Annotated in this window: 14 protein-coding genes; 4 read left to right on the top strand and 10 right to left on the bottom strand. The window is 41.9% G+C overall.

Going from position 1 to position 15418, the window contains the following annotated elements; genetic code table 11:
• The first annotated feature begins 121 nt into the window (after positions 1–121).
• The gene (gene acs / locus L6E24_RS00415) at positions 122–2014 is read left to right on the top strand and encodes an acetate--CoA ligase (RefSeq protein WP_257742767.1); all 1893 of its coding nucleotides are present in this window, start codon (positions 122–124) and stop codon (positions 2012–2014) included.
• Positions 2015–2169: 155 nt separating this feature from the next.
• Positions 2170–2751 (top strand): acetate uptake transporter, encoded by a 582-nt coding sequence (locus tag L6E24_RS00410; RefSeq protein ID WP_257742766.1) that lies wholly within the window; start codon positions 2170–2172, stop codon positions 2749–2751.
• An 87-nt stretch (positions 2752–2838) separates the two neighbouring features.
• Here the strand turns inward: L6E24_RS00410 and darG are convergent, their stop codons facing one another.
• From darG to L6E24_RS00395, 3 genes are read right to left on the bottom strand one after another with little or no spacing between them, the layout of a single operon-like run.
• On the bottom strand, positions 2839–3963 hold the full coding sequence (gene darG, locus L6E24_RS00405; RefSeq protein ID WP_257742765.1) for a type II toxin-antitoxin system antitoxin DNA ADP-ribosyl glycohydrolase DarG: 1125 nt from the start codon (positions 3961–3963) through the stop codon (positions 2839–2841).
• Positions 3964–3965: 2 nt separating this feature from the next.
• Entirely contained in the window at positions 3966–4568 is a 603-nt protein-coding gene (locus tag L6E24_RS00400) for a DUF4433 domain-containing protein (RefSeq protein WP_257742764.1), read from the bottom strand.
• Between the two features lie 18 nt (positions 4569–4586).
• The gene (locus L6E24_RS00395; protein WP_257742763.1) at positions 4587–4988 is read right to left on the bottom strand and encodes an arginase family protein; all 402 of its coding nucleotides are present in this window, start codon (positions 4986–4988) and stop codon (positions 4587–4589) included.
• A 244-nt stretch (positions 4989–5232) separates the two neighbouring features.
• Here L6E24_RS00395 and L6E24_RS00390 point away from each other — a divergent pair, with 244 nt between their 5' ends.
• Complete coding sequence (locus L6E24_RS00390; RefSeq protein WP_257741974.1) at positions 5233–6399, top strand: transposase; 1167 nt, start codon at positions 5233–5235, stop codon at positions 6397–6399.
• A gap of 323 nt (positions 6400–6722) precedes the next feature.
• Here the strand turns inward: L6E24_RS00390 and L6E24_RS00385 are convergent, their stop codons facing one another.
• The 4 genes from L6E24_RS00385 to L6E24_RS00370 all read right to left on the bottom strand — a co-directional run bounded on the left by L6E24_RS00385 (position 6723) and on the right by L6E24_RS00370 (position 10347).
• Entirely contained in the window at positions 6723–7406 is a 684-nt protein-coding gene (locus L6E24_RS00385; protein ID WP_257742762.1) for a histone deacetylase family protein, read from the bottom strand.
• The gene (locus L6E24_RS00380; RefSeq protein ID WP_257742761.1) at positions 7403–8860 is read right to left on the bottom strand and encodes a hydantoinase/oxoprolinase family protein; all 1458 of its coding nucleotides are present in this window, start codon (positions 8858–8860) and stop codon (positions 7403–7405) included. The genes L6E24_RS00385 and L6E24_RS00380 overlap by 4 nt, the downstream gene beginning before the upstream one ends.
• Positions 8861–8937: 77 nt before the next feature.
• Positions 8938–9423 carry a GNAT family N-acetyltransferase gene (locus tag L6E24_RS00375; protein ID WP_257742760.1) on the bottom strand — a complete coding sequence of 162 codons (486 nt, stop codon included), beginning with the start codon at positions 9421–9423 and terminating at the stop codon, positions 8938–8940.
• 6 nt (positions 9424–9429) lie between these two features.
• On the bottom strand, positions 9430–10347 hold the full coding sequence (locus L6E24_RS00370) for a sensor histidine kinase (RefSeq protein WP_257742759.1): 918 nt from the start codon (positions 10345–10347) through the stop codon (positions 9430–9432).
• Between the two features lie 82 nt (positions 10348–10429).
• On the opposite strand from L6E24_RS00370, the gene L6E24_RS00365 reads away from it, so the two are divergent.
• Positions 10430–12163: an IS1634 family transposase gene (locus L6E24_RS00365; RefSeq protein WP_257742356.1), complete on the top strand. Its 1734-nt coding sequence runs from the start codon at positions 10430–10432 to the stop codon at positions 12161–12163.
• Positions 12164–12352: 189 nt separating this feature from the next.
• Here L6E24_RS00365 and L6E24_RS00360 read toward each other — a convergent pair whose 3' ends face one another.
• The 3 genes from L6E24_RS00360 to L6E24_RS00350 all read right to left on the bottom strand — a co-directional run bounded on the left by L6E24_RS00360 (position 12353) and on the right by L6E24_RS00350 (position 15392).
• Positions 12353–12877, bottom strand: a complete 525-nt coding sequence (locus tag L6E24_RS00360) for a PAS domain-containing protein (protein ID WP_257742758.1) — start codon at positions 12875–12877, stop codon at positions 12353–12355.
• Positions 12878–12976: 99 nt separating this feature from the next.
• Complete coding sequence (locus L6E24_RS00355; protein WP_257742757.1) at positions 12977–14296, bottom strand: hybrid sensor histidine kinase/response regulator; 1320 nt, start codon at positions 14294–14296, stop codon at positions 12977–12979.
• 235 nt (positions 14297–14531) lie between these two features.
• On the bottom strand, positions 14532–15392 hold the full coding sequence (locus L6E24_RS00350) for an alpha/beta fold hydrolase (RefSeq protein ID WP_257742756.1): 861 nt from the start codon (positions 15390–15392) through the stop codon (positions 14532–14534).
• Between the last annotated feature and the right edge of the window lie 26 nt (positions 15393–15418).

Below are 15418 nucleotides of genomic sequence, written 5' to 3'. Positions count from 1 at the left end.
AAATGCCTTGTATGAGTGATGCGCACTGCACAGGTGTGCCCCCCTCTTCTGCATTATAAGAACAGATGCGAAGGGTGGTGAAAATACCAATACTACATGATTAATCATGCAGGTGAGGACAATGAGTGATAATTTCGATGTGAAACTTGAGAAAAAGTCATACCTTCCGGAATACTCCTATCGCGACAATTCCTGGATTGGTGAGTATGAACCAGCCTACCAGAGATTTCTGGACGATCCGGAACGCTTCTGGAGTGAGATTGCGCATGAACTGGAATGGATGCAGCCATGGGATAACGTCATGGAGTGGGAGCACCCATATGCAAAGTGGTTCACCAATGCAAAGCTCAACATCACCTGCAACTGTCTGGACAGGCACGTAAACGGCGATAAGAGGAACAAAGTTGCCCTCATGTGGCGTGGAGAGGATGAACTGCATGAGCGGGTTTTAACCTACCGGCAGCTCCATGCACAGGTAATGCGGTTTGCAAATGCACTTAAGGGACTCGGAGTTAAGAAAGGAGATGCAGTCTGCCTGTATATGCCGTTTGTTCCTGAGCATGTCGTTGCAATACTGGCCTGTGCACGAATCGGAGCTGTACACAGCATTGTTTACGGCGGGTTTGGTGCAGATGCCCTTAACAGCCGGATACGTGATGCCAATGCAAAGGTTGTTATAACGGCAGATGTCAGCTACCGGCGTGGCAAGACGATAATGTTAAAGTCAATCGTTGATGAGGCCGTCACACATGCACCATGTGTTGAAAAGGTGGTAGTCCTGAAGAGAACAGACCTCAATATCGAGCTTATGCCTGAGAAGGAGGTTGATTTCTACGAGATAATGGCCAGTGCCGATCCCGTATGTGAGCCGGAAGTGATGGATGCCGAAGATCCACTATTCATCCTTTATACAAGCGGAACAACAGGCAAGCCGAAAGGGATTGTGCATACCTGTGGCGGTTATATGGTCGGAACATATTATACAACAAAGTATGTCTTTGATATGAAGGATTCCGATGTCCACTGGTGCACTGCTGATCCCGGCTGGATCACAGGGCACAGCTATATCGTGTACGGCCCTCTCTCCACCGGAGCAACGGTTTTAATCTCAGAGACCGTTCCTGATTATCCTGATCCAGGCATATGGTGGAAGACGATTGAGGACATCGGAGTTACGATCTTCTATACAGCACCAACATCCATCAGGATGTTTATGAAGTATGGTGAGGAATGGCCGGAGAAGTATAATCTGGATTCACTCAGGATACTTGGATCTGTTGGTGAACCGCTGAATCCGGAAGCGTTTGAGTGGTATTACCGAAAAATCGGCAAGGCAAAATGCCCGATAATAGATACCTGGTGGCAGACTGAGACGGGCATGCACATGCTGGCCACCCTTGTCGGGGATAAGATGAAACCCGGATTTACAGGCAAACCGATTCCGGGCGTTATAGCCGATGTTGTGGATAAGGACGGCAATCCCTGTGCACCGGGAATAGGTGGCCTTCTGGTGATAAAAGCCCCCTGGCCATCTATGATGAGGACAATTCACAATGACGATGAGAGGTACAGGCAGTACTGGAATACAGTAGGTAATTACTATACTGCCGGAGATCTGGCTGTTAAGGATGAAGACGGGTACATCATGGTCATAGGACGATCGGATGATGTGATAATCGTTGCCGGCCATAATCTCGGAACTGCCGAGGTTGAGAGTGCACTTGTCTCACAGGAGGCTGTTGCTGAAGCGGCAGTCATCGGAAAGCCCGATCCTGTTAAGGGCCAGTCAGTAAAGGCATTCGTCACCCTCTGCGTTGGATATAAACCAAGCGATGCACTTAAGAATGATCTGATATACAATGTCAGGATGAGCCTTGGCCCGATTGCAATGCCTTCGGAGATTGAATTTGTCGATTCACTGCCAAAGACGAGAAGCGGGAAGATAATGAGGCGTGTATTAAAAGCTAAGGAGATGGGTCTTGATCCGGGAGACATCTCAACACTTGAGGATTAAAACCCCAAAAACAGATTTTTGCAGGCGGATGAAGAACTTTGTCCCTGAGTTCAGGTGATCTTTGCAGATGACGGGAAGTATCTGAGTTATCTGATAAACCCTGCAAAAATTCCGGCCGGAAATGCAATCAAATACAATTAATAATGGTGATCTAAATGGAAAAGGAGAACAGAAACAGTTTCTTTCTGATAGACGGAACGGCCAACCCGGCACCGCTTGGGCTTTTGGCCTTTGGCATGACGACTGTACTATTAAATCTTCACAATGCAGGGTATTTTGCACTTGGAAGTATGATTATGGGTATGGGGATATTTTACGGAGGCCTTGCACAGGTTATAGCCGGAATAATGGAGTGGAAGAAGAATAATACCTTTGGAACGACTGCATTCTGTTCTTATGGCTTCTTCTGGATAAGCCTTGTGGCTCTGCTTATCCTGCCGGGGCTGGGTCTTGCAGCTGCACCTGAAAAGGTTGCAATGGGTTCATACCTCGTTATGTGGGGGATATTCACTACGGTGATGTTTGTTGCCACTCTTAAGATGAACCGGGCTATACAGTTTGTCTTTGGATCCCTTGCTCTGCTCTTCTTTCTGCTTGCAGCCGGAGATTTCACAGGCAATGCAGCTATAACAACCATAGCCGGATATGAAGGGATAATATGTGGCTTATCTGCCATATATGCAGGCCTTGGCCAGGTACTCAATGAGGTTTATCAGAAGGATTTTGTTCCTCTCTGATACTGCCTTAGGCTGCAATACTTTTTTCCCTGAATTTTACACGCTTTATGTGTAGATCAATAATATTTACACCAACCTGAAACATAATCAGACGATTTCACTTACCGGCAGATTATCACTGAATTCAACCTGAATCCATCTCAGGACAGTAAGAATACGCACTGTATCTGCAATTGATTTAAGCTTCTCTTCATTCGCCCAGTAATTTTTCCACTCAATCACACGATCAAAGATCATCTCTTCGGATATTTTACCAAAAGGTTTTCTCGATTTAAGTTCACTATATACATAAAATACAGTTGTAACCTCACCGGCCTGTTCAGTACTCTTAATCCTTGAAAATAAATCCACCACCGTCTCAATCTTATCATCACCGGCCTGGATTTCTTCTTTAAACTGCTCTTTTACAGCCGGAAATTCAGACCCGGTTCTGATATTAATCATAGAACCGGTCTTCTTCTCTGTAATGAGATTACAGTTGGAAAATTCTTTGATTAGATCTTTAGTACCATCAGAAAAAGGCCCGTAAGTTCCCTGTTTAAATGAGATGTTGAGATCAACACCGGTTTGTGTAAGCATATAACAGATCTTCTGAAATATTGTCCTGCCAACCGGTGAAACATATTTCATATTCTCAAGCCGGAATAACACCTCAAGAAGCAATACTTTCTCAGGAGTAATATTATTCCTCAGAATAGTTCCGGTAATATTATCATTATAATTCATTGAATCTGAAAGATACTCACAAGTCATATGATCTTCAGGCGTTGAATAAGGGGCATAAATACAGACAGGAATATCAATAGAAGACAGTTTTCTGTACATCAGAGGGCCAACATCCTCCCAGAGAAGACCACCATTTCCACATCCAAGCGGCGGAAATGCTACTGAAGTTACATTCCATGATTTATAACAACTGATGAAAAGATCAAGACCTCTGACAATATCATCAATCCGTGATGCAGAACGCCAGTGATCCTTTGTTGGAAAATTAATTATTGAATTGCCAAAGATATCTTCATAATGGTATGGAACACCATGTTCAACCTCTCCTTTCCTGCAACGTATTTTATAATCCTCAAACATTGCCGGATACTTCTTCTTAAATTCAAGTGCAATTCCCTTGCCCATAACACCGACACAGTTCACAGTATTTACAAGAGTCTGCGATTTATCATTAAGAATATCTCCAAGCACCACTTCAACTGTCATCTTTAATCTCCAAAGAAAATATCAGGGTAAATTATTATTTCCAGATTAAATCCTGCTTTTTTCAATTCACTTTCCGAATACTTGTCAGGCACATATGCACCTGTAATATATTCTGTTCCAATGCTATATGGGATTAGTACTTCTGCACATTTTATACTTTTGTGCTTCCAGTATTCAACCTGATCCGGATGATTCCAGTTACGGGCATATATCAGATCAAAATCCAGTTTCAGCAGACCTTCAGGAGAGGAATAAAATAATACATAACTGCTTGAAGCATTCTGACTGCTGACAACAACACCATCAAGCTTCAGAATCTCTTTACTTATCCGGAGAACACAAACCGGTTTTACATTGTTAACAGGATCAGTTACAACTCTCATCATAGGATTTCTGGCATCAAAATAGAGATTTGCATAATGATGAAGCATCATACCGCCCGGAATCTGAACTTTAGCCCTTCGATCCTGTATGATCTTCATTGATACATTTTCGTGAAGGATTTCCGAAGCCAGATTGTTTGAAAGAATACCGTGTTTCAATATTGAGGATATATTCTCTATCAGCACAATAAAATACAGTTCATCCTTAATATCCTCAACCATAAATATCTCCCAAAACCTTCAGAAACAGTCCCACCACTTAGACTGAACCTTCTTAAGCTTCCTCGACATCTTCTCCGAGACCTTAAAGGCTATATCATTAAAAGAGTCCTTATACAAAGGATCATACGAAGCCGGCTCCCTCATCATCGAGAGATCAAGGCCGGCAAGAGAAGCAATTATAGCAAGGTTCACATACGGAAGTGCACCCTCAACACTGTATCCACCCTCTAAAACTGCTGCAATTCTCCCACTACAGAGCTTCTCTGCCAGATAAACAGCCTCAGACATCAGATCAGCATAGCCCTTCGTATCAAGGGCAAGCCTTGTCTGCTGATCAGTAAAATGATTGTCCTGCCCGGCAGAGACAGCAATAAATCCGGGTTTAAACTCCTCAGCCGCCGGAACGATAATCTCCTTCATAAGATACCCAGTACTTTAAACATTTCCTGAAAAACCCCATTTTTTGCTCAGAGTATTTCTGCCCAACTTGAGAAAGTTAAGTACTTCTCTATTTTAATGACAAACCACATGGACTACTGCGCGTAATACTGCGCGTTTACCCCAATATCGCCAAATTCTTTTAGAATTTAGCCCGAATTTACCTTATTTTTTTGACGTACGCCTGATTTATGGTGGGGTTTATATACTCTCAAAAACCCCTCATATGGCAAATAATTGTCAAAATATAGGCAAATCAGAGCTTAATAAAGAAAATAAGCTTGGAAACCTTGAACCGATATGCGCTCTTGTTGAGGGGAATGTAACCTTAACAGGTGGCAGAAACTATGATAGTCTAACGTTGATTCGGGGAGCTATCGCTACGGCATGTTCTAATAACTCAATATCCGGTTTTGCAAAAATGACGGAAGGACTACCGTCCCATACGACTTGTCTAAAAAAACTTCATGGCCTTAATATGGAGGAATTGACACTAAATACTCCAAAAATGCTTTTAAAAGCGGGAAAAGGAATCCTTAAGAAAGGTCAGAAGTATGATTTTGCAATTGATATAACGCTAATTCCATATTATGGGAAAAAGGATAAAAAAAATCCTAAATCTCCAATTGTAGGTGGAAAAAGAAAGGCATCGACAAATTATTTTGTTGGATACCTGACATTCTCGGTTGTAAATATGGATAAGCACCTTATACTTCAGGTTATTCCTTTGTTTAGAGATTCCACTAACCTCACCGCAATAAAGAATTGTGTTGATTTAATTTATGGATATGGATTCAAGATCAAATCTCTGATGCTTGACCGTGAGTTTTACTCTGCTGAAATCTTCAGTTACCTTAAGGAATCTGAAATTCCTCACATAGTGCCTGTTAAGAAGAACAGTGATGAACTCAAAAGGCAGCTGAAGGGAAAGAAATCAAAATCATTTGAATATGTTATAAACGCCAAATCGAAGAATAAGCTAAAATGTAAGGTGAAAATTGTTGATCGTGTCATTTACATGAAAGGTAAAAAGGGTAAAAAAGGTGCTCTTCATCGTGCTTTTGTTGTGTACAAAATTAATACTTCCCCACAATCAATTAGTGAGCGATACAGGCATAGATTTGCCATTGAATCAACATATGTCATTAATAATAAATTCAAAGTAAGAACATCCACCAAGGATCATGTGGTGAGATTTTTTTATTATCTAATTGCATGCATAATTCAGAATTTTTGGGTTTTAACAAAATGGAAGCGATTTGCAAAGATTCAGAGAGGACCAAAAGTAATATACAGGGACAAATTCCCCTTAAATCATTATCTTGCCATCATATTTGAAGAAAGTATGACTCATTTTCGTATATTAAGGATTGATGAAATTGCTATAAGCTGACATTCTGACATCTCAATGAACGGAATATGCAGCTGCGACCGATTTAGCGGTAGCTATCTATAATTTTGTAACTTTTTCACTGGAAACAACACAATTTCAATTCAAAGATACTCTTTTCAGATTGATCTCGATGAGAAATGGAAGAATGTAATGAGGCCTAAATGGGGATGAGTGATGTTAATCAAAATAGGTTTACAAAACGTGCCTTGTGACCTCGGTGCAAAAAAACGGAGAATTTAGGGCCAATACTGCGATTTAGGTAATTTAAGAGAGTATTTTGAATTTAATATTGTAGGTTTAAACATATTAATGATCGTCTAAGTTTAAAGTACTGGATACCGGTAAACCCTGCCCGAACTTCCGGGTGCAATTGGCATATTAATCGTCCGGCCCTTAGCCACCCCATCACCAACATCCTTAATTTTGCCAGTACCCGGAAAACAGTGCTCCTGGTGAATCGAGACATATAACACATCAGGATCATCATAGAAAATATCCTGGGTACCATTGCCGTGATGGGCATCCCAGTCAATGATCATCACCCGTTTAACACCGGAATTCTGTACAGCCCTCGTCATAACCGCCACATTATTGATATAACAAAAACCTCCGGCAAAATTCCGGCCTGCATGATGACCAGGAGGACGAATCAGGGCAAAGGAATTTCTTACTTCACCAGACATTACAGCCTCACCGGCAGTAACTGCACCTCCGGCAGAGAGAAGAGCGTTTTTCAGAAATCCGGGAGGGCCATAGGTATTGGTATCAAATTCAGCACCGGATATATCAGCCTCCTTCAGTCTCCGGAGGTAATCTCCGGTATGCACTGACAGAATTTCATCCTCAGCCGCCATCCGGGGATTTATCCTCTTAATCCCGGCATCATCCCAGATCTCCTCCTCATCCAGCATATCAATGGTATATGCAATCCTCTCACGCCTCTCCGCATGTGTCGGACTCTGCTCATGCAGAAGATAATCCGGATGATACACAATTCCGGTCCTCATAACGCCTCCGATGAAATCCCCGGCAGAATAGCAACAGACAGGTCAATAATCCTTCCTGCCCTCTCCTTATTCCGGACAACATCATAGGCCCTGAAATTCCGGATGACAACCTCCTCACAGTCCTCCTCCGGTGAACCCATCTCCATTGCAGTCCTTCTGAGTTCACTGATACACTCCTCAATAAGTTCATCATCAGAATATATCCTGTCCGGATGCCTCACCTCACCATTAACAATCATCCGGCCCTTCTCACTGTCATAACGGACATTAAGCAGTATACTCACCCTCGACACTGCAACCCCGACCGCATTGGCTGAACCGGCGTGATCCGGAATGAGTGCCTCAATACCCGTAATTCCTGCAATCTCAGGCATAAGCAGAGGTGCAAGATAACCAGCCCCGATAATCAGATCAGGAGAGAAGACCGAGATCGCATACTCAATCTTCTCAAAATAGTCTGAAACAACCATATCAGCAAGGCTCCGGTTAACATATCCCGATGACTTATAGTCCCCAATCTCATGCCCACAGACATTTAAGGCATCTGTCAGTGTAAACGATCTGCCCCCAAAAGCCCGTGAAGCACCTTCCCTGAAAGGCAGAAGACCGCCGTCAATTAAGGAATCTCCACCATAAGGCAGCGAAAGCGACCTGATCCCGCGAATCCCCGTATGCCCTCCCCCGAAATCCAGTTCCTCCTCCTCAGGCATCCCGCCTTTCATGGGCACAAAATCTGTGGTGGTTCCACCGATATCAATTACCAGTGCATCTTTAATTCCGGTCAGGTACCCCGTACCCAGTACAACCGCCGCCTGACTGGAATTATAAAGCACTGAAGGATTATTATATACCATCTCCGGAGAAGAAAGACCGCCGTCACCCTTCATAAAATAAAATTCTCTGCCCGAAAAATGAGTATTTACAATACCCCCAACTCCAAGGGCCACCTCCTTAACCTGTGCATTGATCTTTGTAGTGGCAATCCTTGACGGAAACCCGATCTCACCAATATGATGACTCAGTGCAATCCTCTTCTCATCAAAAAAGCCGAGTGCAATCTCATGCACCCTCTCTTCCAGAAGAGGATTTCTAATCGAAAATTTCCCTGCAACTGCAAGATAGTCTGCATCTGTCCCTTCAAAAATCCCTCTGATCTCATCCGGATCAATCTCTTCTGCAATATCACCCCTGATGGTTACAGCACCCTTTACAGCACCGGAACGGAGAAGACCCGGCCCCGGAATTGTGACAGTGCACAGATCATCAGGGGATGTCATAATCAGACGGTTTAAAGGCTGGGACGTGCTTATAGCAAGCCTGCCTCCGGTACTACTGACCTTAGACAGTGCCGAGGATATACCGGCATCATTGGCTACCTTAACAGTCTCAATATTATTATTCCTGACAACTGCAATATCAGTATTTGTCCCGCCGATATCAATTCCGGTAAACATTATCAGTCAAAATTATCAATAAATATCTTCAGAGGGACATAGAGAGATATTGCATATCTCCGGTTCAGAGAGCATTATTAAATATAATCCGTATGGGTCCTGATCATCGGCACAACACCAACACCGCCAAGATTGCCGACTGCCCATGTGTACCTCTCACGCACACCTTCGGGCAGTTCCTTCTCTGAAATCTCATAAAATCCATACTGTCCGTAAAATTCAGTGAGGTGACTTACGGAATACATATACAGATCATCATTGTGGCATGCCTCAATGAGTGCATTCACAACCAGACGGGCATAACCCCTTCCACGATAATCATCAGGAGTATAGACACCGTCAACCTCATAACCGTCCAAATGCCGCCTGCATCGTGCAAGGGAGACAAGTTCCACACCAAGAAATGCTCCGAATATCCTGTCAGTCTTTGGAACACCTGTAGTATTATGATAATCCACCCATACTTCATTGGCCTTTGGAAATTCAGATGTCTTAAGCTCACGAACCTCAGGCACTATACCCTTATAACCCGAACCTGCCCTTCTGCCGGTATCTCTTTCCATAACCAATCACCTGATCCTGTAGCCCTCAGAAGGAATTATAATCTCAAACCTTGCTCCTTTACCCGGAATTCCGGTTTCCACAATATCAATGCCGGTAATAGATAAAATTTCATGTGTAAGGAAAAGACCTCTTCCATACCCCTCCTCACTGCTCTGATTAAAGAGTTTTACCTTTACACTATCAGGAATTCCAGGCCCGTTATCCTCTATAATGACAGCACACCCGTCTTCACGTATCTGATATGTGACAACAATCTTTGTTACATCCTCCGCAAGATTCAGCGCATTATCAAAGAGATGACTAAATGCTGAGGGCAGATATGGATCTGCAAAGATCTCAAGCCTTTCGGTCCACGTACGAAAATACACCGATCCAAAATCAAGTTTTCCGGCAGCTTCATTGACAGCCTTCTGCACCATCACCCATGACGGGGGCTTTGTCCCAAGATCCCGGAAATCACGGGATATATTAATCTGTCTTTCAATCCCGCTTGCAGCATCCTTAATATCAGTCACAAATGAAATAACTTCAGGATCACTGAACTTAATAGCACCCATTCTCAGATAACCATAGAGAACCGCAAGTTTATTGGAGAGATCAGTCCTTATTATTCCGGTAAGGGTGTTCAGTTTTTTAGTGGTGTTTGAGAGTGCCGATTCAGTCATCAGCTTATCAGTCACATCAATGATAGACTCAACCGCACCAGTAATATTTCCATAAGGATCTTTCAGTGCAGCGGCTGTAAAACGGAGATATGCCCCACCTTCACCCCTGAAATGCTTAATGAGTACATCTGATGCAATATTATTGTCTTCCTGGATTAAATCAGGGTAATTCGCCTCAATATCAGGATCTCCTGTCAGGACAAGATCAACAAGCATAGGTCTTCTTTTGCCGTAAAAAGGAAGGGAATACTCGCACATTGCGAACCCTTGACGATGTGAGACAGAATTAATCATAATTGTGACAAGCAATATTTTACATCAGTAATTAAAATATAATGTAATGGCTCACAAGAGTTATAAAAGCAAAAAAGTATTGAAAGACCTCCTCAAAGGGGCAGTTAAAAAGGAGAAAAGTGGCGATAAGAGAACTCCATTACCCGCAATAATTGTTGCCTGCTTCCTTGATCGGCTAAATTTTGTCGAATTTCTAAATGAACATCTAACATGGGATTCTCAACAATGGCGAGTATCTCCTGGCAATTTGGCAAAAGCTATTGTATTGGTTCCTTTCCTCAATAATGGTCCAAGAATAGCCATTCAGGCTATTAATGAGCAATTTGAACCATTGGACATGTCACTTCTTTTCAATGATGAGGTGAAATCGGAATGGTTGACAAGAGATGCTTTTGCAACTATGCTTGACCGATTTTATGATGCAGGATGTGAATTTCTTTTCACAAACATTGCTTTAAAGACGTATTCTGCCTTTAATATTCCATTTAATGCAGTTTTTCATGGAGATACAACATCAATATCATTGTATGGTGAATATGAAACAGATGAAGAAGATGAAAGTCTTCCTAAAATTTGCCGTGGGGTGAGTAAGGATGGTAAGAGAAATCTCAAGCAGATAATGGTTGGATTGATAACTGACAGATTAGGTATTCCATTACGGGCAACTGTGAGAGATGGTAGTCAAAATGATGCAAAATGGAATCATACAGTTATTGATTCACTCAAAGAACTCTTGAATAATTCAAAAGATAAATTGACGTATATCGCAGATTCAAAACTTGCAACAGGTCCAAACATAAAAAAACTGATGGAAGCTAATTCTTTATTTGTTACGAGATGCCCTGCGAGTTTTGAAAAAAAGATAGCACAAAAAGTTACCAATGAGGCATATACAAGTAGTGATTGGAAAGATATTGGAGCATATCGCGAATCTAAAAAAGGTGAACTTACAACATATGAAGCGCAGGAGTTTCAAAAAGAGATCTGCGGTAAAGTTTGCAGGTTGCTGGTATTAAGGAGCGGCGATAGACAAAAGAAAGTCAACAAAGTCCTGGAAAAGAAAAAAGATGAAGCCAAATCCACAATTCGTGAATCAATCATCAAAAAGTTTTCCTGCGAGGCTGACGCAAAAAAAGAGATTGAACTGCTTAATAGTAAGCTAAAGAAGGGTCTCTGGACTGTGGATTTCACATTAAAAACAGAAGAGGTTGTCGTTGAAAAGCGTGCCCGTGGTAGGCCTCCTAAAGATGCCCCTCCCCCAAAAAAAGAGGTTCAGTGGTTGATTGAGATGGATAAAATGACAATTGTAAAAGATAAATATGAAGCTCTTGTCAGGAAAACAGAGTCATTTGTCCTTTTTACAAATGTTACTTACGAGCAGGCATCCACTGTGGAAATACTTCGCCTTTACAAAGGACAAAAAACTGTGGAAGATAATTTTTCAGTCTTAAAAAAGCCTGCAATGGTTGATACACTATTTTTAAAGCTGCCTCGTAGAATTACGGCATTGGTTACTATCCTCTCCTTTGCTCTGCTTGTGCAGGTAATTATTCGTGTACTTGTCAGAAGAAATCTGGATACTATGGAAGAAAAACCCGGTCTTGATTACAATGGAAAACCACTTGAAAGGGTAGGTTTGAAAAAAATAATGCATTTCCTTGGATATTATACAGTCATTACCAGACCAGATGGAATTGATTATGAATGTAAAACTGATGTTCATGAACCCCATATTGTAACCTGGCTTAAGTTGCTGGAGATTGACTCATTGGAAATATAATACTCAAATATTAATGTTCAATATAAGATCATCGGAGCAGGTCATAGTGGTAACTAAAGTGATACATATATTTTAGTCAATATGTGGGCACAAATAGAAATTAATTCTATTTACTGAGAGGAAACAAAAGTGAATATTGTGAAACATTCAGTCAAAAATTGACATTTCATAAAGATAAAGATTCATTCACTAATGGGGGTCTCGCAATATGAGATACTCATAATTGCCCCTGTTTAAAATCGCGGATTTCTTAACCCCGGTAAGCTCCTCAGTTGCCTTATTCCAGGCAATCACAACACCATCCTTATTAACTGCAAAAGTGGCATCAGGAAGGAATTCAATTATGTCATTCAGCTCCTGTTCAGACCTTCTCAGATTAAATGAGAGAAGTGAGACTATAACTCCAACAAGCGTAAAGATAACAACCCTTGAAGCTGTTGCAGCTATAAGCGAGAGATCAGGAGGATAATTAAAATATAATATAAACCCGCCATATAACGCAGCAATCAGAATCAGAAACGGATAACAGCGTTTGGGATACCAGTACGCAGCAAGAATAACCGGAAAGTAGAGCAGGTGTGCAAGTACAATAGTTACTCCAAAAAGTATTCCTGCCAGATTTATACCAACTGCAACCGCAGTTACAGCCAATACAATTAATATACGCCTCTGCCTTACAGGATGGGCATCATCAAAGAGAGCATCAAATTTCATAAGGGCAACCATTCTCCTCTACAACTGAACAATATAAATAATATTCCTCCATATTCCAAAAAATCCGGAATACAAAAGGAAAACTGTGGATAAATCTCTTTATTCCGCACCGGAATTCCGGACAGCATCCTCAGGGCATAAAAGCTCAAACCTTGCACCCTCACCGCTCTTCCCGGTCTCACGGATTTTAATGCCGGTAATTCCGAGAATCTCCCTTGAAAGAAAGAGCCCGAATCCGGTATTCATGCCATATTCATATGAGAAGATCTTCTCTTTATCCCTCTCCCTTATGCCCACCCCGTCATCCTCACAGATGAACTTAAGTTTATCACCGGAAATTTCGGTTCTGAACCGGATATATGTGATCTTATCCCCATAACGGACGGCATTCTCAATGAGGTTGCTGAATACCTTCTCAATCATTGAATCGGCATATATCTCAATTCCTTCAGGAATAACATTCTCAAATCTGATATCACCAATCTGAGTATGCTTTAAGGAATTTAATACCAGAGTGTGCATATCCTGCCATATCGGAGTATGCATTCCAATCTCCTGATAATCGCCTGTAAATTCAATAGTATTTTTGGTCTTGTCTATCATTGAAAAGGCCTTGTCAATACTCTCCCAGGCGGAATCGGGCTCTTCCTCCTTAAGAGTCATGGCAATCTCAAGATAGCCCTGCATTGCTGTTAACTGGTTGATAATATCATGACGGGTAATGCTTGCCATAAGCTGAAGTTTCTTATTTGCCTCGGCAAGGGCATTTTCAACACGCCTCCTCTCGGTATTTTCAGAGACCAGCTCCTCATTGGTATCCTTAAGATCAAAGACTGCCTCTTTTAACTGTTCATTTAAGGAATTCAGCCTTTCCTGTGCATCTTCAAGCTCAGAATTTTTCCTGACGGCCACGCCGTATGTGGAGAGAAGTATATTTAATATCTGCGTCCTGCCGGCATTGATAGAATAATCCTTCTCAGAATGCCGGATTATGAGCGCATTCTGTGGCCCGTCAGGATCAGGCTTATGCAGTGACGGAAGAATACTGTCAATCCATCTCTGAATATCACTCTGCTCATAAGGCTTTATTATGAAATTATCTGCACCCGATTCAAGCCCTTTGATAACATCTGCCGGGTCATACAGCTGAGTTACAAGAATAACAGGTATATCCTTTGTATTATCATCAGATTTTATTCTCCGGCATAGTTCATATCCGTCCATCTCCGGCATTACAATATCAGTCAGTACAATGTCCGGCTTATAAGCTTCAATCTCCTCAAGTGCCTCTCTGCCGTCTTCTGCCAGCATTACCCTGCACCCTTCCTCCTCAAGGATATAACGGAGAAATTCTGCCTGTGTACGGCTGTCTTCCACTACAAGGATCTTTATGGATTTTTTTGTTCTCTCCTCAGTCATGATATTCATCTGCCGGTTCTGTTATTTTGATCGTCCCCTGTAAAAAGCATATCCGAATTATACTCCATTAATAAGTATTGTATAATCACAACTGATATTTATGCTTTAATAATCAGCTGTTTTTCCGGGACTAAATATTTCCGGACAATAAAAAAATCATTCATAAACCTGTGGTTCACAGATGGTGGATGAAACAAAAGTTTCATAGGAGATATTAGATAAAATATAAAAACAGTTAAACCGGAGATTCATTTATCTCCAGAAATGTTGTTGTGATTCTTCCGTATTCTTCCGGTGCATATGATGAACCGGCGTGTGGAATTTTCTTAAAGCGTACAAGCCACGAGCCGTTGATCTGCCCCGCAATATCAACTGCAACTGACTGTGGAGTAATAATATCTGCTGTACCGGTTATGAGCATCACATCATTTGCAATGCCGGAGAGATTGTCATAGCAGCCGTCCCATTCAAGGTTTGCCACGGCTTCTTTCCTGACACCTGTATTAACATTCTCACCCTCTGCATTCTCCAGAAGAAGAACATGCAGTATTTTAGTCTCCGGAATGTTGGCACTGTACGTTGCAGATGAGAGAACTGCCTTTCTCACCTTCTCCGGATGGTCACAAAGAAGTTCCAGTGAAACAGAAGAACCCATCGAAACACCATATGTGTTCATGCTATCATATCCAAGTGCAGTTATAAGTCCTGCTGCATCATCTGCAAGCTGTGCAATTGTAAACTGTCCATCAGCATCGGTGCTTTCACCCATACCACGGTGGTCATATACATACACATGATAATTTTCAGAGAGAATGCCGATAAAAGTGGTATTCCAGTGATCCATAGTTTTGCCAAATCCTATGAGCATGAGAAGCGGCTCATTATTATCCACACCAAACTCGCGGTATCCAAGTTTAACACCATTTACTTCATGATACTGAACCGGTGTATCATTATATGAAATCTCCGGCACAGGCGTATCAGCTAAAACTACATCTAAACTATCTGTCCCGGCAGGAGCAGTTGTGCATCCGGCAATACAGAGAACACAAACTGTGAGGATAAGAGTAATTGAGGTTATAATTGTTTTATTCATAACATTCCAGCCATTAATATATTGTC

This window comes from Methanoplanus endosymbiosus, from assembly GCF_024662215.1.
In the GTDB taxonomy this organism is placed as follows: domain Archaea; phylum Halobacteriota; class Methanomicrobia; order Methanomicrobiales; family Methanomicrobiaceae; genus Methanoplanus; species Methanoplanus endosymbiosus.
This window is presented reverse-complemented; position numbering and strand designations above follow the sequence as displayed.